We start from the raw sequence: 24256 nt of genomic DNA on the forward strand, positions 1-24256 counted from the left end.
TTTTAAACATAGTGATATTTTTACGCTCCTTAATCGGACGAATAAAAAGTATTGTTGCAAAAATAACGGAAGGTAGAACAGAGAAGAAAACTCGCCATGCAAACTGGAAATCTTGAGGGATAATGTCGTTGTAAAGTACATATGTCGTTCCGACACAAGGAACAAGACATATGGCGTCCATCACAGTGATGAAACGCCATAAATGAGTCCTCTTGTCAATTTGATTTGGAACGACGTATCTTTTTCTTTCGGTTATTCGTTCCATAGTTACTCACCTGTCTCTCGCATTAGTTGAATGTTGCTTGCAATCCTTGAACAATCGGTCTTGCGCTGTATGCAATAGCTATGATAATAATAACCGTAATAATTTTACCCTTCATTTGAGCCATGCCATGTTCGCTACTAAACATTCCCCACAACGCCATAGCGAGGATTACAACAATCCCGAGAGGTAAAACAATACTTAAAAACCCGCTGTACATGTCGTTCATCAAAAAACTTACTAACCGATCAAAAAGTTGAGTCATGTGATTTATCCCCCTTAAAACTAGAATAGATTTCCTATGTTTGTATTGTAAATGAATGAAAAATTTAAATCAACCATTTTTTAGAAAAAATTGGATATTAAAGCAAGTCGGAGCTTGCCTATAATGTAAGGCTATTTATTCAGTGAGTTCCTTTATATCAGTGCCTAATGCCCCAGCAATTTTTTTGATACTTTCATAAGTAGGATATTTCCGTCTCCCATTTTCGATTTGAGAAATAGTTGGTTGTGAAACCCCAGATTTTTTTGAGAGGTCAAATTGAGTCCAGTCTTTCTCCAATCTTTTTTCCCTTACCTTGATAATGATGTTCACCCCCTAAACAAGATCGAGAAGTTCTTAGATGTTCTTAGATGTTCTTTTGCTCATTTGTGTATCCTATTCGGTAACAAATACTCATTTATATGTTATAAGTTCCAAAAATTATAGAGTAGGGTTAAAAAAACAATCCTACCAATTTGAAAGGTGATGTGATAAGATTAAGTTTTGTTGGATATCAAATTCGTTGTTACAATAAAAAAAGCAAAATAAATTGAAGAATGGCATTGCCACTTTTCAATTTATTTTGCTTTTTATTACTTTTAAGTGTAGTTTTATTGTTTCAACGGACTTATATAACTTTTGGGCGATCTGGGTTTTGCTTAGTCCTTGTTGTTTTAATTCATACACTTCGCGTTGCGCAGGAGTTAATACCTTTATTTTTCTTTCCTTCTTAAGTTCACTGATAAGTACATTTGAAACGTCAGGATGAAGACTAACCTTTCCTTGATGCGCTTCTCTAATGGCATTGGGGATATCCCTATAAGATAGTTTCGTTACATAATTGATGGCCCCCTTATCAAAGGATTCCAGAATGATTTCCGTTTCATCCCACGATGTTAACATGATGATTTTCTTTAATCCTCTCTTATATAATTGACTGGCAACCTCAAGTCCACCTAAATCGTTATCATCTTCAGATAGGGTTAAATCCATTAACACAACATCAATATTTAAATCGGTGACTTGTAGAGCCTCTTCTTTCGTATAAGCCTGCTTAACAACAGTAATATCGTTCTCTTTTCCAACATAGCTAGATATGTATTTCATCCAAACTGGATCATCTTCTACGATCATCAGTCTAATTTTATCCATAAGTTATTTGCTCCTGACGATTTAGAATTAGATTGTTGATTTATTTTAGTATCAATAACTCGTTTAGTTGGAAGTGATAATGTGATTGTTGTACCTTGGTTTATTTGACTCTTTATTGAGATATCGCCACCGTGTTTTTCCATGACATTATAACAATAAGCTAATCCCAATCCATAGTTTTCTGACCTTCCTTTTGTTGAATAGAATGGATTTAGTACGAGAGAAAGCTTATCCTTTCCGATACCTTTTCCGTTATCTGTAAGGTCTATATAAATATTTCTACGGATTTTGTAGATTTTAATTAAAATTACACCTTCCCCCTCAATAGCTTCAATCGCATTCTTAATTATGTTCAGGAAAGTTTCTTGAATGTGTATAGGATCCCCGAAAATTTTTATATCGACTTCGTATTGTTTAACAATGCTGATTTCCCTTAGGTAAGGATGGAGCAAGTTAATTGCTGAATCTATACCATCGCTAATCCAAAATTCAGATTCTTTAAGATTCATAATGTCCAATTTGTTCTGAATACGTCTTGAAAGTTCTAAAACGTGATTAGTTGAGTTTAGTGCTTGATCAATACATTCAGAAGAAGTTTTGTCTAGAGGGACATGTTCCTTTAGTTGATCAACTAAAAAATTAATTTTAGCCATTTCATTTTTTATCGTATGATTCAAAAAAGCTGTTCCAGATGTTACAGCTTTCATTGTATTTTGACGAGCTTCCCTCTCATATCGAAGTTTGATTCCGTTTAAGGAGCCTGCCCCCTCCTTCAATGCTGTCCAAAGAAAAATAACGAATGCAAGTACGACAAATACAATCATATATCTCCAGGACTGATGGGTATTATCAAAAGCCCTTTCTATATAGTTCAAAATCAGAGCTGACAATATTACCGGAAGTATGATAGCCATGGTCGTAAAACGATTCTTTTTCTTCCCTTGATCCTTTTCAGTAAAATATGCGTATAAATGCAGCAAGCATGCAAAGCAAATATAGGGAACTGCCCAATATAACATAGATTTAAAGTCTGGTATTATGTCAGGAACATATACCGTTGTTTTCAACATAAAAGGAATAGGGATGAATAAAACGCACGTCAAAATTTTTACTGTTTTAGAATTAAATTTCTCGCTGTATGTAATTGCATGCATAAGTACTCCCCATGGAAAAAAGTACACTGAGACAAATCCCGTTATAATTCTTAAGTTATATAACATCCATTTAAGCCAATGAAAACTCATGTTGTGTGCGTTTAGTGCAGGAATAAACGATTCAATAATAGCTCTAGAAAGCCCAGCAAGCGCGGCACATATTAAAAGGAACACTCCCCATTGGATTGACTTGGATTTCGGATCATATCGGTAACAAATAATTGCGAAGAGGGTACTAATTAAAAATAATAGAATCATGCACTATACTCTTTAACCATCCCGATAATTTCTGCTGGCTTTCGTGCAATGTAATCAGGATTGGATTGTTGGAGCAACGTTTCTAAATCATATCCCCAAGTTACCGAAATGATTTTAATATTACTCTTTTGGCAAGCTACAATGTCCCGATGTTCGTCACCAACAAAAATGACGTTTTCCTTCTCTATTTTTGCAGTTTTTATATAGTTATTGATAGTCAAATGCCGACCAAAAAAACGATTAGCAGTAAGAATATCATCGAAATACTCCATTTGGTTCAATTGTAAGAATTTTTCTATATTTTCTTTAGAATTTGCAGATAGGAGTATTAGACATAATCCTGAGCTTTTCAGTTCTTGTAAAACAGATTTGATTTCTTCATTTGCTTTCAGATGAGGAATAGCTTCCTTGTATTTTTTCACAACATCCATCGTTAACAACGGAACCTTTAAAAAAGGCACTTTAAGCCTCTTAAAACGTTCTTTAACAGACAGAGAACGGATTAGTTCAATATCATGTTCTGGAACTTTCTCATAATTGTATTTGTCGGCAAATTCATTAAAGAGATCGAATACCATTCTTCCTGAATCAACAATAGTTCCATCAAAATCAAAAATAACTGTTTTGAGCATCGCTTAACATCCTTTTTTCTTTGTATTTGCTTATCAGACTTTATTTTAAATCTACAAAATTTTGATTTTTAATTTTAGAGCATTACTATTCTTTATCGAATAAGGAGTATCGAAAAGAACACGGCTGGAATTGTAACATATTATAGCAAAAGTCCCATTATATTCAAATATTATCAATAGATTGGGAGATTGGGATTGTTAGAGATTCGGATTGATAAATCCTTCGAGTTACTATAACGAAAAATATATTAAAATATTATGAATAGGTTGAGATTGGTGAAGATTAGGATTAATGGAGATTAAGATTGGTAGATTCATCGAGTTACACTTGTGGTTTTTGCCACTAAAGGTTTGTTGAAAAATAGAAAAAGTGTGGAAATTTTAACCTTCAAAGGTTAAAATGAGAGTGTGGTACCAATTTGCGGATATAAAACCGATTTTAGGAGGTTGTATATGTGTGAAATATATACATGAAATCGAAAAATACATGTTTCTCCAAGAAGCAGCTTTAAAATATGGTATTTCTCACGAAACATTAAAGAACAAAGTAAAGCCTTCTCTTGCAAAGCAAGAACAAGTAGAAGATATGATTGAACGTGGATTGATTCGGTATTTTGAATCCCCTCGTGATCCAGATAAAAAATATCAAAAAACTCAAAGGTATTGGCTTGTAACAGATGAAGCAATCCAAGAATGGTTTCCTGAAGGGGGAACTAAGTAAGGTTTGACGGAGTTAGATAACATATAGAGGACCTAAACTATAAATTTTAACATGTAACATTCAAGTTGTGGAGGGTTATTTTTTCTGCCTTTCCATGATTTTATCAAAACCTATATTATATAGTTAGCTACTGGTTATTTCCTATTTGGTTTTACTAGAAATGCAAAATAAAAGTACGAAAAAAAAGAAAAACGCCTTATTCCCCCTAACCGTCCAAAGTTTTGGGAATAAAGCGTCCTGTATGGTGCACAAAGAATAATCTTTGCTGTTAACATATTATGCACTTATTGTAGCAAAATATAATTATACGGTAAAGTATTTCTTTGTGACCCCTTCCTTTTTTTCGTTAAAAGTGGAGGTATTTTTCATGTCTAAAAAGCGAAGAAATAATGAACAGAAGTTAAAAAGAGCAGTCATTTATGAGGAGTTTCAGGAGCTTATTACAGCTTTGAAAATGCAGTCTAAGATGAGCGGTGTTATCTTATCTCAAATTTTTTACTGGTCAGATATCGTGGCAAAATCGGACGAAGAAATAAGAAATAGCCTAGATCAATTCCAGGATGCAGAGGATGAAATCATTAGAAAAAGATTAGAGAAAAAGCTTCGTGATGGCTGGTTCTTTAAATCTTCTCCGCAGCTAAGTGATGAAATTATGGTGGTTTCTAAATCCACAGTAGATCGTGCGCTTAAAGAATTCGAGGATTTTAAGGTTTTGTTGGTGGATAGAAAAGGAAATCAGCGTAATAACACAAACTGGTATAAACTAAACATTCCATTAGTCCGTTGTTTACTTTATAAATTAGGTTACACACTCCCAGATTATCCAATTATGCAAGCAGAAGAATTGGCACTTGTTTCGATTCCAGAGCAAGTTGAAAATCTTATTCAGATTTATATAGCGGAAAAGGAAAAAACAAAAAAGGATAAGGGGGACAAAAAAGGAAAGAAAGATGATAATCCCCAAAATCCACAACCTTCCCATGGTGGGAAAGTGAAAAAAAAGGATGATTATCCACAACCTTCCCATGATGGGAAGGTAAAAACAGCACTTTCCCACCATGGGAAACCGAACTTTCCCATGGTGGGAAACCAAAATGAGGAACCTTCCCATAGCGGGAAACCCATTACAGAAACTACTTCTCTTTCATTTACTACTTTTTCAGAGAATACAGGAGATTCATTAATTACATCATCACTAGCGTTAAATAGAGAAGATCCTATTTTAGAGATTCTTGACGAGAATTTATCTAATGATGATGATTCTAATGAATTATTTACTCCTATTTCTTCTGTTAAGATTGGGAATTCATTTGTTCCTTCAACATCAGATAATGAAGACAACTTAAAACAATGGGACTTTGAGGATTCTCTCAACAGACTATTTAACGCAATTGAGAGTTTCCAATTGTTTGAGCTCACGGACAAAACAAAGAGTTATATTGCTAAGACTCTAACAAAACACGATATGAAGCTCTTATCCCAAGAAGATATAAGAAAAGCAATCACGCATTATCTCACCCTACAAAGCTATGTAGAACATAAAAACGGTGACACAATTATTTATAAAGACCACTTCTTTATGGAGAAATGGATGGAACTAGTAAAGGTGCAAAAACAAGATTATAGAAAAAGGGAAGAACAGATACAACAACTGGAAAGAAATCAATCCACATATACAGGAAAGGTACCTTTTTTCAATTGGCTACAACAATAAACCTATAAATTGGGATTCCGGATTCCCTTCCTTAACAAAACATATAAAAGGGAGGATCAGGAGGGCGAATCTTAAATCTTCCCATGTAAAATATTTAATAAGAACGAGAGATCAAAGGAGTAACCGCTCCGTATGGATGAACGGAAACAGAAGCTGTTCCCTATATTATGGCCAACATTCGTTTTCGCTTTGGAGAAGAAATAAGAATCCAAGCAAAAGCCCACATTCAAAAGTTTGGTAGTAACTTTTAAAGAGATTGTAAGAGGGAATTGCTATAGGCATCGCAAGTCATAGTTGATTTCATAGAGAGGAGCTTAGAAGAGGCTTTAGCCCTGTACTTTGCGATCTACCTATGATTTATAGCAATCCCTATTCATTTTTCTACATTTAAAGAAAGTCTTACTTGTGTATCAAATCATAGAAAATCACTTGCTCACTTATCACTCAGTTGATAGGAAAACTTTATGCTATTCGCGAATTATATCCATGAATGAGTAGTGTATGACTGAGTGAATAACGAAATAGTGAGGTGAGCGAATGAGCGAATGGCTCAGTATAGCAGAGGTTTCCCAACGTTTGAGTGTTCCAGAAGCCACTTTGCGCCGATACATCCAACGACATTTAGAGTATGTGCAGTATAAAAAGATAGGGAAAAAATATATGTTGCATTCTGACTCGATTAAGCTATTGGTCTTAATTCGCAGGCTATACGTAGAAGAAAATCTACAAGAAGAACAGGTTGAGGGGAAATTGAAAGCGTTGGGATACACAAAATGCGTTACTGTTACCATTGAAGAGGATGAAATGAATGAGCGATTAGTGAATGAGCAATCGGTTCAAAAACAAATCGAGGAGGCTTTAGCACACCAGGAAGAACGTTTAAAAAGTGTCCTGGAGCAACAGCAACAGCAGTTTTTTCAACATTTCATGAAACGCTCAGAAGAACGAGATAAGGCACTACTACACATGATACGTGAGATGCAAGAGACGAAGAGAATGATTGCTGCGACGCAAGAAAAAAAATGGTGGCAGTTCCGGAAATGGTTCTCGTAAAGGAAGGGCATGGAAGTTGTTATAGGAATCGCTTAGGGAATGGTGCCTGATGAAGGTCTTCGTTGGGGATGCCCCCTACATTCGGTATGGTTCAACTTTGGGCGCGGCTTGCGATTCCTATACAATTTTCTTATAAGAATTGAATAATAGGGCATGGCTTGGGGATTCTCAACTAAAAATAACTTGAAATCACTATAAATTTATTAATATTTAATATAATATGCTGTGAAATAGTTATTCATAGTGATTTTAACTTAAATAAACCAAAAAGTATTAAAATTAACAATTTCCTTATTTACAAAATAATATATATTTAGTATAATTTACTTAAGGTTGATGTAGGAATTAAAGTGAATATACATAAAAATGCTAAAACATAATTACAATCACCTATATTAACTATTTATAATTAGAACTAACCGATTTTAAAAGATAAGAGGAGGAATTTTTATGAAACCAATTCAGTTACACTTTGATGTTCAAAACGATAACGGTAACAGCGAACAAAAGATTATGGTTAACAATGTGCTGTACCGACAACCTAATGTATATACAAAAATAACAAAGAAACCTAATTATCTAGATCTTACGCCTGACAAAATTGTTCCTACTTTATTGGATAATCTGGATGTGTCTATCATTTCTAGCTCCATTTCTTCCCCAGGAATGTTTTTTATTGGTCAAAAGGCTTTACGTAATAGCGATTCAGTAACAAATCTTGATATTGCTGTTTTAAGAAAATATGAGCAAGACTTGCCAGTTATTAATACTACAGGCTTCTTAGCTGGCTTGGCTGTTCAAAAAGTGTTTGAAGAAAATACTGCATTGCCAGAACGGATTGATTTATCTGTAGATATGCAAACATGCTTACCGGCATCCGAATGGACAATTGACAATGCCGCTTCCTTTGAAAAAATGTTTACAGACAAAAATCATACTGTAACAGTTCATGTTGGGGCAAAAGATGTAGTTGTATCTGTTACCTATAAAACTGTAGATGTAATGCAAGAAGGTATTGCAGCGTTGTTTGCTATCATTTATGAGGCTGATGAAAATGGAAATGTTTATTATAGAAGTGGTGAGATGTTTGAAGAATTCGAAAATGCTTATAAACTTACAAATATAACAGGGGAATATTTTGAAAGCAAAACAATCCTTCATAACGACATTGGAGACGGAACGACAGAATTCCCTGTAACAATTGGTCTTGACTTTGAGCAGGATCTAAACAGTGGGAAACCTTATGGCATTGGTCACTCCATTGAAGTTGCAAAAGAAAAACTAGGTGAAAAGCTAAATTCAGATTTAGAGCGCCAGCATTTCGTTTCTTACCTAAAAGACAAAGGTCACAAGTTTCACAAACGAGCTATGGAGTATTTAAATGAAGAGAAGATTGAACAGGCTAACAAAATTTATAAAGAAGATACCAAAAAACTCCGAAAGCTACAATATGAAGTAGATATTGTAGCTGTTTACGGGGGAGGAAATATTCATCTTAAAGATGTTATGTACGAGGAACTTCGCAAATTCTGTGATCCATACGAAATTAAGGTGCTTTGGATATCTGAGAAATTCACTACAGATATGAATGTTCGTGGAATGAAAATTTTCAACTTGCTAGTTAATGCAGCTGATGATGAAGCTGCAGCAAGTGAGGAATAAAAAAGGAGGAGTAAAGGATGGCAACTCGGAAGAGGGAAGGGCGTAAAACTGATAACTATAGTTTCCAGACAAGCGACCCCAAGCATGTAGAATGGATTAACAACCAAGAGAATTTAAATAAATCAATTCGGAAGTTGCTAGACTACCATATCACGAAGTATGGGTACGCTGATATTGAAGATATGGAAACGCAATTCCGGATTCTACAGGATATTATGGGAGCTGGGCCTAGATCGGTTGAGCAGGTTGTTTCTGCTCAACCGCCTCAATCACCTTCCGTTTCTCCGTCCGTTGAACAAACTCCTGTAGAAGTTAATCATTCTAAAACAACTGAGGAGGAGATTTTAAAAGCTCCTCCAGTTGAAGACGAAAAGGAACCTGAAATTGAAATAAAAGAAGAGCAAGAAGACCCTGTTCTGGATACAAATGAAGACCAACAGTCACAGCAGAAATCTACTAGAAATGATTCAAAACTGGCAGAAGGAAAGCCCAAACCACTAAAAAACTTGGGGATAGATCGTTCAAAGTTTGTAAAAAAATAAATTCGTTAACGAATATTTAAATATAACAAAAAAGGTATTTGTCTGAATGATAAACACCTTTTTTGTTTATTTTTTGCTGGGATTTATAGTGGCGTAGTTTTAAAATTAAGTTTGATATAAAAATATCGTGTTAACCCATATTCTACGGTAAATCAAAAGTATCCATTTTGAAAAAAGATTAATTAAAACAGATTCTTATTCAGCAGGTTTCTCTATAATTTTTGAAGCTGCTCATTAATATTTACCTTACTTAATCCCCCGTGGTAACAAACCACGGATTCAATCTCTAGGTCTAAATATTTCTTCAAAGACTGTTGAGCAGCCTTTATATCCAAAGTAGTTGGAACATGAATTCCCCCCAATGTTCCGTTTACACTATACATCGAATCCCCGGCAACAAGCGTTTTACTTTGTCTCAAATATAAGCTGATATGGCCAGGAGTATGCCCTGGAGTATGGATGACATGAATCCCGCCACAATACGGCAGTTCTTGACCGTCAATCAAGATATCATCCACTTTTCCCTTCGGTGGGGTCTCTATGTGCCCGTCTTTCAAAAGAGGTAAATCTCCCTGGATATAAGGCTTATCTAGTTCGTGCGCATAAACTTTAATATTACTTCCACAATTTTGCAATATTTCAGGAAGACTGCCTATGTGATCTATATCCTGATGCGTCAAAATCACAACTTTTAGTTTATCAAACGACACTCCTACCTTATTCATTGCTACGTGTAAATCTTCAATTTGTCCAGGGAATCCAGTGTCTATTAAAACAGCTATTTCCTGATCCCATAAAAGGGTTGGATGAATAATATTCCCATGAAATTCAAGGTGCAGCATCTCTACTCCCTTAGAAATTTCCATAACTTTGATCTCCTTTATAATTAGATTTTATTGATGTCAAAGAATAGGTTTGATTGCACAAGAAGATTGGAAGAACGAGGATAATTTTGTATTTAAAATACTATTATTACTCAGTTCATTAATTATTCATTATCACACCGGCCAGCTTTATTATTTGAACAACTTAAATCTTCGATTTTTCTGTAATAATTCCTTTTCTTTAGGAAAAGGGCCCGATTGCTGGATAAAGAAAAATCCTGAATGCTAACACAGGATTTTTAATCAAACTTAAATTAGGTTTATATAACTACAAAAAAGTTTTAAAAAACATATAATAGTTACCTATAGTGATTTATAGTGAATATAACTAAATTTAACTTTTTATTAGTATTATTTAATTTATTATAGTTTTTATTACTGTTATTTAATTATAAAAACTATTACTTATAGTTTAAATAACTTAAATTAGATTTATATAACTATAATAAAACGAAAAAAACTGGATATTTGTTATTTATAGTGATTTATAGTGATTATAAACAATTATAACCCCTATCAAAAGTCTGTCGAATGGCGACTTCTGCTAGGGGCTATATTATACTGTATTTGTAATCTCGAAGAGATTATATTTCCTTACATAGTTAAAAAGTTTCATGTCCGAGAATGAGGAGAAAGTAAAAGGTAAGCTTTTAAGTTTTTCGTGTATAGACGTAGGAATAAATATCATGATTCTTTCTTTCTCAGATGTGTGAATTCCAATTTGTTCTTTGGGTTCTTGTTGTTCAAAAAAAGAAATTTCATTTTCTTCGTTGAGAGCATCAAGGACTAACATATTCATAGCTAGATTGTACATTCCACATAGATCCGTAAGGAGCTTTTTTAAGCTTTTGTTGACATATAATCCAATTTGGGAAGATTTCCCTAGATGTAAACTGTCAATCATTGAATCATTGTTTTTTTTTTCGTAAAAAGCAACGTCTAAAAAGTAGTATTCTAATAAATATCCTACAAATTTATTGAAAGTAATTTTTCTCCCCAGTTTAAATTCTATTTGATCCTTCAATTGATTAATTAAAGAGATATGTTCATCTCTCATAAGAATAGAATCGTTTTTTTTCTCTAGTTCAATATTGCCCATGTTATTTTCTAAAAAAATTACAAATGAATCTAAGTCGATTAATTTTTTTGAGAATAGTTCGTAGAAAGCATATGTAATAATCTTTGATTTTCTAGTACAAAAATAATCTTTGTAGTGCTCAATTTGCTTTCTTGTTTTTTGAGAAAGTCTTATTGAGGTTACTGTGTTAACCAATAGCGAACCTCCTCCCATACCATTTAAATTTAAACTAGCGGATTTTATATATTTATATTGTATATGAATGAGGAATGTTAGAAAAGAACGAAAATGTCATGAATACTATGCGTGCATTGCAGCTGGAAGATCGTAATGTAAAGGTCTTGTAGAATTATCATATTCCTGGTAAATTGGAATGCGAATTTAAGGCTGCTGAACTTCTTAAGTATAAAAAAAGGGCAACATCCGTTACCCCTTAATTCGAGAATTAATTTTAAAATTCTAGCGACTAATTGTTACTTGTGCAGTTTTTTCGATAGTAACTTCTACCTCTTTTGTAGCTTTATTGATGGCTTTTAGCGTGTTGTCTAGTCTTTGTTCCTGAGTAAATTCTTTTAGTCCTCTCAGACTGCGTACAGCTGTATTACTAGCAGCTTTAGCTATATCTAAAGCTTGCTTAGGATTTAGATTTTGAACTTTTAAATCTGGAAATTGAGTTTTTAAATCGATCTTAATTTGAGAGTCTACACGTTGTACAGTTTTTTCGATTTTGTCGAAACTTTTTGTAAGAGTGTCTTGCTCTTTTAGTAATTGTCCTCTGGCTTCAGCGTGTTTTTCTAGAGGTATAAGGCCAAGATCTTTAGATTTATCTAACTTAACAATCGCCTCACTGATTTTCTTTAAAGAATTGTCAATTTTCTTTTCGGTCTTGTTAGCTTCTCCATATACAAGTTCAGCTTTTTGTATTAGTTCTTTACGTGATTGATCCAGAGAGGATTCAAAACGCTCTATCAATTTGTCTTTGTAAGCTTCAGGTAGAGATTTTTTTTCCTCTTTAGCTGTTACTTGAGCCTCTTTCATTAGATTCCTTATTTCTTTCGGGTCCATATTTTTTAGCATATTAATAGCTTCAAGTTTTCCGCGTAAGGTTGAAGGAAATGAATCATTTACTAGTTCTTTTGATTCTAATTTTACTTCTTTAGAAACCCTATGATTAACAAGTTCTCTTCCTGCTATAGCTGCACCATTACTTTTTTCAGGAGAAGAGGAAGGCTCTATTTTCAGACCGATTTCAGTACCGCTTTTCGCTTCAGGAATTTCATTTTTTTGTTCAGTTTTTTGTTGCACTAGAGTCTGCTGTTTACCAAACTCTTTTAAAATATCAGTTAACCCTTTTTGTTCAATAAAGCAATCTGTGGACTTACTCCAATTTTCACCATCTATGCTAGTTACGTAAATTTTTACCCTTCCATTTCCACGATTAATTGTACCTTTTATGTCACCATCGCCCCAATTGGAACCAGAGTCAATTGATTGCATTTCAAAATTGATTTGTTTCTCGTCTGATTTATTAATTTGAAGAGAAGGGAATTTTGATTCTTCATTTTTTGTTGATGAGATTGCAAATTTACGAATTGCTTCAAGTGTGTCTGGAGAAATATCGACAGGTTTTATCTCAGGAGCTAATGAATAATGAGACTTTTCTATTGAAGAAAGAGATGGTGATTCTTCAAGCTTAGTTCTTGGACTTTGTTCATTGTTAGTATCTAAAGTTTGAAATATGACTTTAGTTTCAATTTCATTTGATGAAATTGAAACCGCCTTCTCATCATTTTGAAAAACTAATTTTCCATCTTTCAGTTCTTTAAAAGTTAGGCTCTTACCATCACGTTCAACTATTAAATTTTGCTGTTGTAATTCTTTTTGGAGATTTTTCTCTAAATTGGAGATAATATCTTGATGAAGACTTTGAGAGTATTCTTGTTCTTTTCTGATTTGCTCTTGCCGTTGCATTAAAGCAATCATGAAGGTATCCATAATTTGAGAAGCGCCATGTTCAATACGTCTTCCGATTTCTCCATTCATTTACTAACATCTCCTTTAAATTTTTATAAAAAATCAAGAAATTATTATTCGCCTTATTGACGGTTTTTTATCAAAACGTAGTCAGGATTAATCTGCTTTTTTTCCTTGATGAAATTCCCGAATTGAATACCTATTTGTTCAGCTTCTTCAGGACCGAAAATTTCAAAATAAGATTCAAGAATAGCTCCAACTTCGATAAGTCGTTTGGATCTTGCTTTTCTTTCTTCTGCATTTTTCTTTTTCTCTAAGTCTCGTAATTTTTTTTTCTCTAACTTTAGTTTCTCTTGAAGCCTTTGAATTTTTAATAGGTGTTTTTGTTCTGGACTAAGACCGTCTTCTGTATTCATTTCTTCAGTGTTAGTTTCTTCGATAGGAGATTCAGAACTAAAATCAGTAATTGGATATCTTGTGAGATTGTTAGATGTATTGTCTTGAACAAAGGTTTCCCTTTTTTGATGAGTTTCAGTAAAGTTGGTCATAATATAAAGAACCCCTTTCTACATGTTTATTCCCATTATAAGAAAAAATTGGATATATAGTCAATATTTATCCAAAGAAGGAAAAAATTGTGTTATAATATTCCCGAGAGAATGGAGGGCGCAATTATATAGTTGCTTCGCATCTATAATTTGCGAAGTTGCACGGCAACTTGTTCTCGATTCTTAAAACGGCTTCACCGTTTCGAGAAATCTCGATTCGTTTTTCCCGCAGGGGCTATTACTAAATTGAGAGAGGAGGTAGCAAGAATGAATCAACCATCTTCTTTACATTTCAGCATTCAAATCATATCCCGTAAGAATGGACGTTCATCTGTAGCTTGCGCTGCTTATCGAAGTGATGAGCGTTTATTTGATGAAAGAAATAATAAAACTCATAACTTCAAGAAACATGAAGTGAATCCTGAATCTTTTATTCTTGCACCTTCTCATGCTCCAGAATGGGTAAACAATAGAGAGAGATTATGGAACGAAGTTGAGAAAGTAGAGAGAGCATGGAATGCCCAACTATCTCGTGAAATTGTAATTGCAATTCCTAACGAATTATCTAATCAACAACAGCGTAAATTAGTTGAGAAATTTGTTGAAGAGAATTTCGTTTCTGAGGGAATGGTTGGTGATGTTAATATTCATAGAGATAAAGATCATAATCCACATGCGCATATCATGCTAACAATGCGTCCGTTTCATTCCGATGGTGAATGGGCACCCAAACAACCGTTCATTGGATATGATAATAGTGGCAAAAAGAAGTTTGGAAGAAATCCTTGGGATGATAAGAATTTAGCTGAAAAATGGAGACAAAATTACGCGGACGTAATTAATGAAACTTATAAACAGTTAAATCTATCTCGTAGATTTGACTTGCGATCTTATGAAAGACAAGGAAGAGACGAAGTTCCAACAGTTCACATGGGTTATGTGCAAGCTGGTATGGAAAAACGAGCTTTAAAAAAATCATTAGAACAAGGGGGAAATTATTCTCCAGTTTCTCCTAGAGGGCAGATGAATCAAGTTATTAAACAGCAAAACCAAATTGTTAAACAGTATCAAAATGAGCTTGTAGAAGCACAACAAACATTAGTGGACTTTAAACGAAAACAAGAAGAAGCTGCAAATGATCCACGTAGAGTTTTGAAACAGGCTGGATTGTGGAAACAGTTAAGTGATGCTGAAAAAGTTGCTGTTGTATTTGTTAGTAAGCGTATGAAGAAAAATAGCATTTCTTTTAATGATGTAAATCAGTTAAAAGATCAACTTAAGAGATGGGAAGTTAAATTAACAAAAGAAAAAGAAGTGCTAAGTAATAAAGTTCAAGGGATACAAAAAGCGAAAGAAATATTAGTTGATTATCAACAAAACTTACATGATTTAACGAAGCGTGCATTCTTGCAAAAGGAGCTTGGAAAGTTAGGATACTCCATTACAAACGTCCAAAAAGAATTGCAAGAAGCGGTTGCGCAAATTAAAGAACATGCACCGAAATTGAAAGATCAAGAGCAGAAGTTAATTGAGGCGAAACGACATGCTGAGACAGCTAATCAGACACTTGAGAAGCTGACCATTGCTGAGGCTAACATTATTTATAAAAACGCGCCAGAGATGCAGAAATTCAAACCTGATGAACTAGAAAAACTAGTTAAAGAGTTCAAGAAATCAGGTACCCTAATTCCTTTAGAGCAAGCACATGTTTACTTGCAGTCAGAGAGCAAAAAAGCAGCTAACACTGAAAAAACATTGCTTGAAAAATACGTTGCAGCCTATAAAAACAATACGTATCTTGTTAACTGGTCTAGAATAGTGGAGCGAGAAGAGCGTGAAATTGAAAATATCCGTACTTCATATCCAAAGGAATACGCTCAAAAATTACATGATATAGCGCAACAAAAACAAGAAATTCATAGTCGTTTAAAAAATGTTAAAGTGGAGCTTCAAGTCTATCAAAAAGGAATCATTCAATCGGTTCAAAATTTGTACCCTAATGAAGCTTGGATTAAGAATATTGATTTTAAAACAGCAAGAAGAATTATGGAATTGAACGAAAAAGAGAAGCGAATTATTCCAATTGATGAGATTCATAAATTAGCTAAACGACATATCCAAAACGGCGCTGTAAACACTGAACAATCTGGTATAAATCATGATAATCATGTGCCGCAAGAAAAGGCTTCTGGGGCTAAATCGTCTGCTGAAATTGCAAATGAAATTTCTAGAGCTATTCAATCTTTCATTCGTCAACCTAACCAAAATAGAAAATCCGACCTTGATCGCATGTTAGACGAACAGAAGTTTAAGTCGGAACAAGCAAAACGTCGCCGTAAACGAGGGCCAGGACTCTAGATAGTAAGAAGGGGGAACTCTTCTTATTGGTAAATAGAAAAAAATAGTCCATTTTGAAGGAGGAGAATTTTGAGCATGACAAAAATTAATAAGCGGCCGTTAATAGGGTCTTTAATTTTTAGTGCGTTTGCTGTCGTGTTATTAGATTATCTATACATGGGACTGTTAATAGCTTTACCAAAGTTTTCTAGCGGATCAATGGCTCCTGTTATTGCAGATATGAAACAACCGATTCGATTAACTCAAGAGGCGATTAAAAATCCGGGATTTACTCAGTTTCAGTTCGTAATATTAATTGCCTTTGGATTCTTTGTATACTCCTTCTATAAGAAATTAAATGGACCGAGCAAGTATGATGATGCTAGTAAGTATGGAAGTCATGGAACTGCACGTGAGGCTACGGAGCGTGAAGTGTTTGATGAAAAAAATGTAGTGAAGAAATTGAAGAAAACTTACCTCTTAGAAGATGTTAAAAAAAGCTTCGAACTTCAAGAGAGAGTAAATAAAGAGATTGAAGAAAGAAAGAAAACAGGATATAAACCTGATCCTGAAATTGTCAGCAGAATTAGTAAGCAAGTTCTAGAAATGAAACGAATTGAACAGAAGCGTGTACAGCAAGTGATTAATGAAGCTGCGGATTTAGCAGAGGAGAAACAACGGGAATTCATTGAAACTGAAGTGGCTAAAATCCCTAAACATTACTTAAATGTAAGTAATAACGGGGAACCTGCAAGATTGTCTCTACGTGAAACAGATAATGATACGCTTATTCAAAATATCCCTTTCAGTCAGGAATATATTCGTGAATACCAAAAGAAACTCTTTAACCCCATCACAAATCGAAGTGGAATTATTCTCGGGCTCATGAATGATTCACCGGTGGTAATGCACCAAAAGAGCGGATGGGGTAATCGAAATGTATTAGTGGTCGGTGGCTCAGGCTCGCGCAAAACGCAGTCTGTTGGCTTTCCGAATGTTATTTTCCAAACCGAAAGTTCTATTCTGGTATCGGATCCAAAAGGGGAAATTTTTGAGGGAACTGCAAAGATAAAGGAGAAGCAAGGCTACACTGTAAAAGTTATTAACTTTACAAATATGCGAATTTCAAACAGATGGAATCCGTTTGATTACATTCGAGAAGAAGCGGAAGTATCAATTGTTGCTAATGCTATTGTAGCTAGCAAGAACAATCCAGAGAAAAAAGATTTTTGGTACAACGCTCAATATATGTTACTTCGCGCCTTAATTCTCTATGTTCTTCATGAGGTAGAGCCTCAGAAACGTAATATCGAAGGGGTTCTGGACTTTTTACAAGAATTTGATGATGAAGGAATGGAAGACGGAGAATCTGCATTAGATGCAGTATTTATGGCTCTTGATTTTAAACATCCGGCTCGTATTGCCTATCAGTTGGGGTATAAAAAATCGAAAGAGAATACGCGGGATAATATCATTGTTTCTTTGCTTTCGACTTTAGCAGACTTTACTTCTGAAACTGTTGCTCGTTTCACTCGTACAAGTGATTTCCTGTTAGGAGATCTGGGTCGCCAGAAAATTGCACTTTATCTTATCATTGATCCACTCGATGGAACTTGGACATCTTTAATTAACTTGTTTGTAAGTCAATTGTTCCGTGAACTGTATAAGGTAGGGGATGAAAATAACGCTAAACTGTATGTGCCAGTTTCTATGATTTTTGATGAATTCGCCAATTTAGGTAAGTTGCCACGATTTATTGAATTCTTATCAACATGTCGTGGTTACGGAATATCTGTTATGCCAATCGTGCAAGGTATTCCGCAACTACAAAAGCTTTATGGTAAAGAAGATACTGAATCTATTATGGCGAACTGTACAGCTAAAATTGTCCTAAAGGCCAGTGACTATGAAACGCAAAAGTATTTTAGTAACTTAGCTGGTAAAACTACAGCAAAGGTCAAAGCAGGTAGTACCAGCACCTCTGCAAAGAGTGCATCAAAGAGCGATGCATTTTCTTATACACAACGGGATTTAATGACTCCAGATGAAATTAAAAACTTGTCTAATGAGGAAAGTTTAATTTTTACGGATAGCACATATGTGATTCGAGCTCATAAGTCATTCCAATATGAATTGTTTAAAGATAAAAAAAGGTTACTTATTGATCAGTACAAAATGAATCGTGAAGACTTTAAGTTGGAGCAAACGTTTGAGACGAAAGCCATCATGCAAGAGAAAACTCAAGAGTTTAAAGAGAAGTATCGTGAAAATGCACTAGCTGCTGTTGAAGCTGCTGCAGCTGCAATAAGTGCTATAGGACTGGATGAAGACTTAAGCGCCATAGAAGAGGAACTTTTAGATAATAGTCATCAAGTTCTTGTTGAATCAGAACAGCAAGAAGGAAAATTTGAGAAGCATTATATTCCTGAACTTAATGAAAACTTATTGAATCAAGAAGATATTAGTCCTTCAATGAAAAATGAAGATTCTGGTCCTAGTTATGAAGCGGCAGGAAATATGGAACAAGAAGTGTTACCTGAAATAAGTACAAATGAATCACCGACTATATTAGATGAGACAGAAGAATTTTTAGAAGGGCTGAGTGAATTTCAGTTATCTTTAAATGAATCAGAAGGTACGGAGATAAACCCCTATCCTTCATCGGATATAGAAGATCCAGCGGAAATAGAGGATTTAGTACTTGAACTAGAAGATGATATAAATAATTTAGGAACTGAATTGGGAGATTTAAATGATTTGTACCTGGCAATGGACGAGGGGATGGAAAACGAAAATAAAGGAGGCCTAGATAAAAAGTTAACTATACCGCGATAAATAAAAAAGGGAATCGTTGTTGATTAATCAGCAGAGATTCCTTTTTTTGTAACTATTTTTTATAAATGGAAAAAATTAAATAATATTCCTTTTGATATATTGTTAATCTTTACTAAAATAGATAAATTTTGTATAATTTAAATATAAAATCTGATTATCTTTTGTTATTTCAACAAGGGATATTACAGAAATGAGGGGAGATATTATTGCAACGTTTAGCCTTTAACGAAGGGACGCTGATTTTTGATTCTAATATAAATGTAATCCTTTATCAGATACCCAAAGATCGTACGCAAGTTTTTTCTGCCATTGAGTTAGAAGAGTTAAAACAGGAAAGAGAATATGGTTTTCCTGTGCGTGATATTACTCTCGGAGATAATGCAATTCGCATTGAGTATGAAATCGAAGAAGGATATGAACCTCTTACTGCTATTCGTCGTAAAGATTTAAGTTTAAAAACGAAGTTGAACATTACGCTATCACTAGTTGCCCTTTCTCAAAATCTCTTTAATGATGAGCGTACAGTTACGGTATTAGATAATGTAAATGTATACTTTAACGATGAAGGCGAAGTAAAGCTATTATACAGAGGCATTTCACAATTACTACCACCCACGGGATACCAAAAGGAATTTATTCTAAATAGTACAAAAAAACTTATTTTCTTTATGTTTACAACGGTTAAGTGGAGAGAACTAAGCTTTCATGGAAATGATTTTGTTATACGTCAAGCCCCTGATAATGCTACGCGCAAGCTGCTACATGAACTAGATCAAGTAAGTTCATTCATTGAGCTTAAGGGTTTTGTAGAATCTAAGATTAATGAAATAGAACAGTTAGAGGCTAAAGATGCAGAGAAAGCTTTGAATACAAAGGGAGGACTACTATTGAAGTTAGGTAGTCTTCAAAAAACCGTTACTAGAGTGAAGCTAAAAGTTAAAGAAAAGAAGAAGCCTTCGGCTCCTGAACTTAAAAAAGAAAGAAAACCTTTAAAAATCAGTGGAATGGCTTTAAAGGTTATCGCGGGTGGTCGAGTTGATCCGCATGTTCTGAAGGCTTTGCAATATGCATCGATCCAAAAATACGCTGATGCTGTAAAAGAATTTGAAAAAGGTGATTATAAACATCTAAAGGATGATGATCAAAAGGCATTACTTTTCTCTTACCTAATGATAGGTGAGATTCAGCGTGCTTTGAGTATACAACCTAACTTTGTTAAAGAAGCTTTTGACTTTGCCAAACAGCAAGGTAATAAAGAACTTATGAAAGAAATAAAGGAAGCTGAAAAGCGAATTGTTGATAAGACAGTTCAAAATTCAGACGAGAAAAAAGCTAAAATGGATGCACTCCAGAAAGAAATAGATGAAATAAAATAAAATCTCAATATTACCAAAACAGGGGGTGAGAATATGACGGTTGAAGAGCTTAATAGTAGTGCAGATATGTTGAGAGTACTAGCACATCCTGCGCGAATCGCACTTGTGAGTTTCATGCTTGAAAAGGGGCCGGTAAATGTAACTTCACTTTATGAGGAGCTTAAAATGCCACAAAGTACAGTTAGTCAGCATCTGGCAAAGTTGAAAGCTGCTAAGATTATCTCAGGTACACGAAAAGGTTTAGAGGTTTATTACGAGGTAAAAGATGCAAGAGTAGAAGGTATTCTTAACGCGGTGATTAGTGCTTAATGTGTAAAAAAGATAAATTTTTAAATAAAAAAAGGCCCAAAGGAAGTGCCTTTGCCTTTGGGCTCTTCGTGAACAAGGTTTTATAATTTCACATACCATACGTTCATTGTATTTTAATCTTAATCTGACCATTAGAGGATTGATACTTAGTCGAGGTTGTTCGCTTGGCTTGGTTTATTGCCTGTTGGGGTTGATAATACTTCTGTATTAAGTCTTGAATTGAAGGTACTTGTAAGATTTTGAATGGCATTACAGGAAGGCTATAGTATGTGTCTGTTAATAGCAAGATCAAAGGGAAAACTTTACGCTCAGTTGGCTGCCATTCTAGAGATTTCCAGTGACCGGAATGGTAATAGTCAAGATACCGATTCATTTTATCGTTCATTACATTTTCTGTATAAGTACTTAGTTGTTTCTCGATAAACCAAGGTGAGCCCTTCCAGATAACGAATAAGTCCGGTTCTACTGAACCTTTTTCGGAAAACCTAGGCTCGATTAGTATATGTTTGGGGGTATCATACTTCAGCAAATCAATGTAGGTATCGACTAAGGAGGTAAAGTGAAGGTTTTTTTGTGAGTGTGAGCTTATTTTACTGTCCTTTAAGCTATAAATAAATGGTGTAAAATCTTTATGAGCTCTCAAAAATCCTCGATCTACCAGTCTTTTTAATGTGAGGTTACAGTTAGAGATTTTTGATTGCTCAGTTTTTAGATGGGAAAAATGGAGGGTACAAATTTGATCTCTACTCATAAAGCGAAACCGTCTTATATCATCTAAAATAGCTTTTTGTCGATTGTTCATTAAGATTCCTCCTCTAGTAATCCGAATATTTTTTCCTGATCAGGATTAGGATCATCGATGACTAATTTATTGTTTTTATGCTCCTGATAAGGAGATATAAGTAAAGACAATTCCTCTTCGGTAAGTAATGGAGCCTTCACATCTTCGACTTCATTTGAGTCTATTTTGAAAAGCATCCGCCCTGGATCTTCTCTGAGGATGTTTTCCGCGCCTGGAATACCAGCTATTTCAGAATTTGTTTGATCCTCTGTTTTGAAGACTAGGCGAGCATTCAGTATGCCTCGCAAAGCTGTATCTAAGCTCTTATTACAAGGTCTTTGCATCGAAATGATTGTATAGCAGCCCAACGCCCGACCAAGCGCTGCCCATCTTAATAAGTCTGCATTAATATCCTTGTGACGACTACCGCTTAAAATTAACATTTCGTCAATCGCAAGAAGGATATATGGAGGTCTTCGATCCTTTGGAAGCTTATTAATATGAGCAACCCCATATTTTCGTAGTAAGTTACTACGCTTTTCTAATTGAGTTTTTAATCTACGCATAATTGGACTGAATTGTTCAGGAGTGATACATACGTCTTTTACATGAGCTACATTTTCAAATAAATGAAATTCTGAGCCCTTTAGATCAACTAGGTACATTTCCAATTCTTCGGGCTTATGTCTTAGGATTAGAGTACATAATAGCTGCCGTAGCATAACACTTTTACCGGATCCGGGAATACCAGCTATAAGAACGTTTGGGTTATTAATTAATGAAAAGACAACCCAATCCCTGTTTCTATTTTGTCCTACTACAACTGGCATTTCCATTTCTTGAATAGGAAAGGTGGAGTACTCGAAAGGGACAGAGTCCATTCGGCTAGGAAATAAGCGGATTGTAAAAGCAAGTAAATCTCCTTCTAGTAACGCTTCCTTACCAAGATATTGCTGAAAAATATAAGCTTTATCGTGTACATTTTTAGGATTGATTCCACGAGGGATAGTAAAAGTAATTTTCCAGTATCCTATGTCGCTTGGATGCTCTATATTTCGGATTGTAGGATACACAAATGAGGAGCCGTAATCGTTGGTGATTTTAAGAAATAACTGAGCGGTATGAAAAGCTTTTTTTACGCTATCCTTTATATTATTGATTTCTTGCTTACGTTGTTGTTGCTCTAAATAGTGCTGCCACTTTTCTTTCAACTTACTGTACATACAAATGCCTCCCTCTAAGATGTTTGAAAATATTTGCAATAAAAACATTTTGTTTTTATGCATAAAAAATTTAAAGGCGGGGCATCTGGTCGCATCCGGCGTTCCCGCCTCCTTGCTCCCAGAAACAAATTTTAATAATCTCTTTATTTTCAAGTATATGAAGGGAAAACATGTGTAATGATGCATATGTAGAAACACATGTAGCAGAATATGTAGGAAACATGCAACTACATAGCATTTACACATGTAGAATGTATGTAGAAGAGGTGGGAAAACATGATAGGACTTGCTGTTATAGTGGGGTCTGTGCTGCTTTTTTATGTGTTGGCCAATATTTTCTCCGGTAATTCAAATGATGAATCTATATCTTATAACCGTAATCGGTGTAAAAATAAGCTGGAAAGAAGAGTGTTTGATTACTTAGTTCGTGTTGGAGTGCTACCTGTGGCTCAAGAGAAAGTAAAGCGAAGGAAAGGCAAACGTACTGTCACCTATAGTCTAGATTTTGCTATATACGGTAGTGATGGAAGGAAAGTCTGCATTGAAGTTGACGGTTATATTTTTCATGCTACAAAGGAAGCCAAAAGTCATGATCGAGAAAGAGATCAGTACCTAAAAAGAAATGGATGGGAGGTAATTCGGCTTCCAGAACAAGAACTAAAAGCAGACTTTAACCATGCTATGCTTAAAACGGAAGTGAAGTTGAATGATATGGGTTTACTACCCAAAAATCACCGATTTATAAATCTTGCTACAGAAACTGAATAAGTAAATTACGATTTTCATTAGGTAAGCAATAAAAATAAGAGGGTTATGTCAATCTGACTCCCTCTTATCAGCAATTAGAATTCAACTAGCATTAGAATTAAGTTCTACAATACTTAATTTTTCAGGAACAAAAAGCTCTAATGACTCTAAGGCACGCTTCGCTTCCTCGTAAGTGCTATATGTCATTTCCTTACCTTGAAAGCCTTGTTCAGTATCTTCAAATATAAGATTTTTCCCCCTGATAACAAACATTTCATGAAACCTCCAGACAATTCAAACTTTTTGAAATTAATTTAATCATCCTTGATTCGTAAAGATGCAGTATATTTTTTAACCAAGGATGAATAGATACCCCATCTAGTTGTGATGAGCTCTTTTCTAAGTAATTTAGAAGATGTTTAATTTCGATGTACAAACCATCTATGTTATCCTCACTCATGTAAATAGGTAAATTGTGAACACAATCATTAATTCGACCGATGTATACATTGATTCTTTCATCAACTTGATTAAAAAGGAGAGCATTTCTAGTCAATACTAGTGTTTCAAATAAGATATTAGTACTGATCTCTTTGAGCTTTTGAGCAGCTTCATTTTGTTTGGTATTCATAATAATCGCTCCTCTTTTCGATAGTCGTTATTTCTCTCCTTTTGACTTATATGTGAATTTCCCTCCTAATAACAAGCATTGCTATATTCCTCTTTATTCAATGATTAATGTATATTATAGC

The 24256-nt window shown here is 34.5% G+C and carries 23 protein-coding genes; 10 read left to right on the forward strand and 13 right to left on the reverse strand.

Going from position 1 to position 24256, the window contains the following annotated elements; translation table 11 throughout:
- Positions 1-287 precede the first annotated feature (287 nt).
- The 5 genes from AC6HZ4_RS27395 to AC6HZ4_RS27415 all read right to left on the reverse strand — a co-directional run bounded on the left by AC6HZ4_RS27395 (position 288) and on the right by AC6HZ4_RS27415 (position 3720).
- Complete coding sequence (locus tag AC6HZ4_RS27395) at positions 288-527, reverse strand: hypothetical protein (protein ID WP_497495964.1); 240 nt, start codon at positions 525-527, stop codon at positions 288-290.
- A gap of 135 nt (positions 528-662) precedes the next feature.
- Positions 663-857, reverse strand: coding sequence for a helix-turn-helix domain-containing protein (locus tag AC6HZ4_RS27400; protein WP_497495965.1), 195 nt, complete (start codon positions 855-857; stop codon positions 663-665).
- A gap of 240 nt (positions 858-1097) precedes the next feature.
- Positions 1098-1676 (reverse strand): response regulator, encoded by a 579-nt coding sequence (locus tag AC6HZ4_RS27405; RefSeq protein WP_497495966.1) that lies wholly within the window; start codon positions 1674-1676, stop codon positions 1098-1100.
- The gene (locus AC6HZ4_RS27410; protein WP_497495967.1) at positions 1658-2830 is read right to left on the reverse strand and encodes a sensor histidine kinase; all 1173 of its coding nucleotides are present in this window, start codon (positions 2828-2830) and stop codon (positions 1658-1660) included. The genes AC6HZ4_RS27405 and AC6HZ4_RS27410 overlap by 19 nt, the downstream gene beginning before the upstream one ends.
- A gap of 254 nt (positions 2831-3084) precedes the next feature.
- Positions 3085-3720: an HAD hydrolase-like protein gene (locus tag AC6HZ4_RS27415; RefSeq protein ID WP_497495968.1), complete on the reverse strand. Its 636-nt coding sequence runs from the start codon at positions 3718-3720 to the stop codon at positions 3085-3087.
- Between the two features lie 466 nt (positions 3721-4186).
- On the opposite strand from AC6HZ4_RS27415, the gene AC6HZ4_RS27420 reads away from it, so the two are divergent.
- The 5 genes from AC6HZ4_RS27420 to AC6HZ4_RS27440 all read left to right on the forward strand — a co-directional run bounded on the left by AC6HZ4_RS27420 (position 4187) and on the right by AC6HZ4_RS27440 (position 9412).
- Positions 4187-4441 (forward strand): DNA-binding protein, encoded by a 255-nt coding sequence (locus AC6HZ4_RS27420; RefSeq protein ID WP_497496004.1) that lies wholly within the window; start codon positions 4187-4189, stop codon positions 4439-4441.
- Positions 4442-4808: 367 nt separating this feature from the next.
- Positions 4809-6155 (forward strand): hypothetical protein, encoded by a 1347-nt coding sequence (locus tag AC6HZ4_RS27425; protein WP_497495969.1) that lies wholly within the window; start codon positions 4809-4811, stop codon positions 6153-6155.
- 537 nt (positions 6156-6692) lie between these two features.
- Positions 6693-7208 carry a DUF3967 domain-containing protein gene (locus AC6HZ4_RS27430; protein ID WP_497495970.1) on the forward strand — a complete coding sequence of 172 codons (516 nt, stop codon included), beginning with the start codon at positions 6693-6695 and terminating at the stop codon, positions 7206-7208.
- Positions 7209-7658: 450 nt separating this feature from the next.
- On the forward strand, positions 7659-8870 hold the full coding sequence (locus AC6HZ4_RS27435; RefSeq protein ID WP_497495971.1) for a ParM/StbA family protein: 1212 nt from the start codon (positions 7659-7661) through the stop codon (positions 8868-8870).
- A 17-nt stretch (positions 8871-8887) separates the two neighbouring features.
- A complete protein-coding gene (locus AC6HZ4_RS27440) occupies positions 8888-9412 on the forward strand; it encodes a hypothetical protein (RefSeq protein ID WP_497495972.1) in 525 nt (174 codons plus the stop codon).
- Positions 9413-9624: 212 nt separating this feature from the next.
- Here AC6HZ4_RS27440 and AC6HZ4_RS27445 read toward each other — a convergent pair whose 3' ends face one another.
- The 4 genes from AC6HZ4_RS27445 to AC6HZ4_RS27460 all read right to left on the reverse strand — a co-directional run bounded on the left by AC6HZ4_RS27445 (position 9625) and on the right by AC6HZ4_RS27460 (position 13896).
- Positions 9625-10278 (reverse strand): MBL fold metallo-hydrolase, encoded by a 654-nt coding sequence (locus tag AC6HZ4_RS27445; protein WP_497495973.1) that lies wholly within the window; start codon positions 10276-10278, stop codon positions 9625-9627.
- Positions 10279-10852: 574 nt separating this feature from the next.
- The gene (locus tag AC6HZ4_RS27450; RefSeq protein WP_497495974.1) at positions 10853-11569 is read right to left on the reverse strand and encodes a hypothetical protein; all 717 of its coding nucleotides are present in this window, start codon (positions 11567-11569) and stop codon (positions 10853-10855) included.
- 264 nt (positions 11570-11833) lie between these two features.
- Positions 11834-13417, reverse strand: a complete 1584-nt coding sequence (locus tag AC6HZ4_RS27455; protein ID WP_497495975.1) for a hypothetical protein — start codon at positions 13415-13417, stop codon at positions 11834-11836.
- A gap of 53 nt (positions 13418-13470) precedes the next feature.
- Positions 13471-13896, reverse strand: coding sequence for a hypothetical protein (locus AC6HZ4_RS27460; RefSeq protein WP_497495976.1), 426 nt, complete (start codon positions 13894-13896; stop codon positions 13471-13473).
- A 267-nt stretch (positions 13897-14163) separates the two neighbouring features.
- On the opposite strand from AC6HZ4_RS27460, the gene mobQ reads away from it, so the two are divergent.
- The 4 genes from mobQ to AC6HZ4_RS27480 all read left to right on the forward strand — a co-directional run bounded on the left by mobQ (position 14164) and on the right by AC6HZ4_RS27480 (position 20753).
- A complete protein-coding gene (mobQ, locus tag AC6HZ4_RS27465) occupies positions 14164-16254 on the forward strand; it encodes a MobQ family relaxase (protein ID WP_497495977.1) in 2091 nt (696 codons plus the stop codon).
- Positions 16255-16329: 75 nt separating this feature from the next.
- Positions 16330-19068: a VirD4-like conjugal transfer protein, CD1115 family gene (locus AC6HZ4_RS27470; protein WP_497495978.1), complete on the forward strand. Its 2739-nt coding sequence runs from the start codon at positions 16330-16332 to the stop codon at positions 19066-19068.
- Positions 19069-19274: 206 nt separating this feature from the next.
- Positions 19275-20444, forward strand: coding sequence for a type VII secretion protein EssB/YukC (locus AC6HZ4_RS27475; RefSeq protein WP_497495979.1), 1170 nt, complete (start codon positions 19275-19277; stop codon positions 20442-20444).
- 33 nt (positions 20445-20477) lie between these two features.
- The gene (locus AC6HZ4_RS27480; RefSeq protein WP_497495980.1) at positions 20478-20753 is read left to right on the forward strand and encodes an ArsR/SmtB family transcription factor; all 276 of its coding nucleotides are present in this window, start codon (positions 20478-20480) and stop codon (positions 20751-20753) included.
- 103 nt (positions 20754-20856) lie between these two features.
- Here the strand turns inward: AC6HZ4_RS27480 and AC6HZ4_RS27485 are convergent, their stop codons facing one another.
- Together AC6HZ4_RS27485 and AC6HZ4_RS27490 are read right to left on the reverse strand one after the other, a co-directional pair.
- Complete coding sequence (locus tag AC6HZ4_RS27485; RefSeq protein WP_497495981.1) at positions 20857-21555, reverse strand: replication-relaxation family protein; 699 nt, start codon at positions 21553-21555, stop codon at positions 20857-20859.
- Positions 21555-22757, reverse strand: coding sequence for an FtsK/SpoIIIE domain-containing protein (locus AC6HZ4_RS27490; RefSeq protein WP_497495982.1), 1203 nt, complete (start codon positions 22755-22757; stop codon positions 21555-21557). The genes AC6HZ4_RS27485 and AC6HZ4_RS27490 overlap by 1 nt, the downstream gene beginning before the upstream one ends.
- A 276-nt stretch (positions 22758-23033) precedes the next feature.
- Here AC6HZ4_RS27490 and AC6HZ4_RS27495 point away from each other — a divergent pair, with 276 nt between their 5' ends.
- A complete protein-coding gene (locus AC6HZ4_RS27495; RefSeq protein ID WP_497495984.1) occupies positions 23034-23525 on the forward strand; it encodes a PDDEXK-like endonuclease domain-containing protein in 492 nt (163 codons plus the stop codon).
- An 81-nt stretch (positions 23526-23606) separates the two neighbouring features.
- On the opposite strand, the gene AC6HZ4_RS27500 is transcribed toward AC6HZ4_RS27495, so the two are convergent.
- Positions 23607-23777 carry a hypothetical protein gene (locus tag AC6HZ4_RS27500; protein WP_497495985.1) on the reverse strand — a complete coding sequence of 57 codons (171 nt, stop codon included), beginning with the start codon at positions 23775-23777 and terminating at the stop codon, positions 23607-23609.
- A 1-nt stretch (position 23778) separates the two neighbouring features.
- Entirely contained in the window at positions 23779-24135 is a 357-nt protein-coding gene (locus tag AC6HZ4_RS27505; protein ID WP_497495986.1) for a hypothetical protein, read from the reverse strand.
- Positions 24136-24256: the final 121 nt, after the last annotated feature.

Source organism: Ectobacillus sp. OTK, assembly GCF_059698935.1.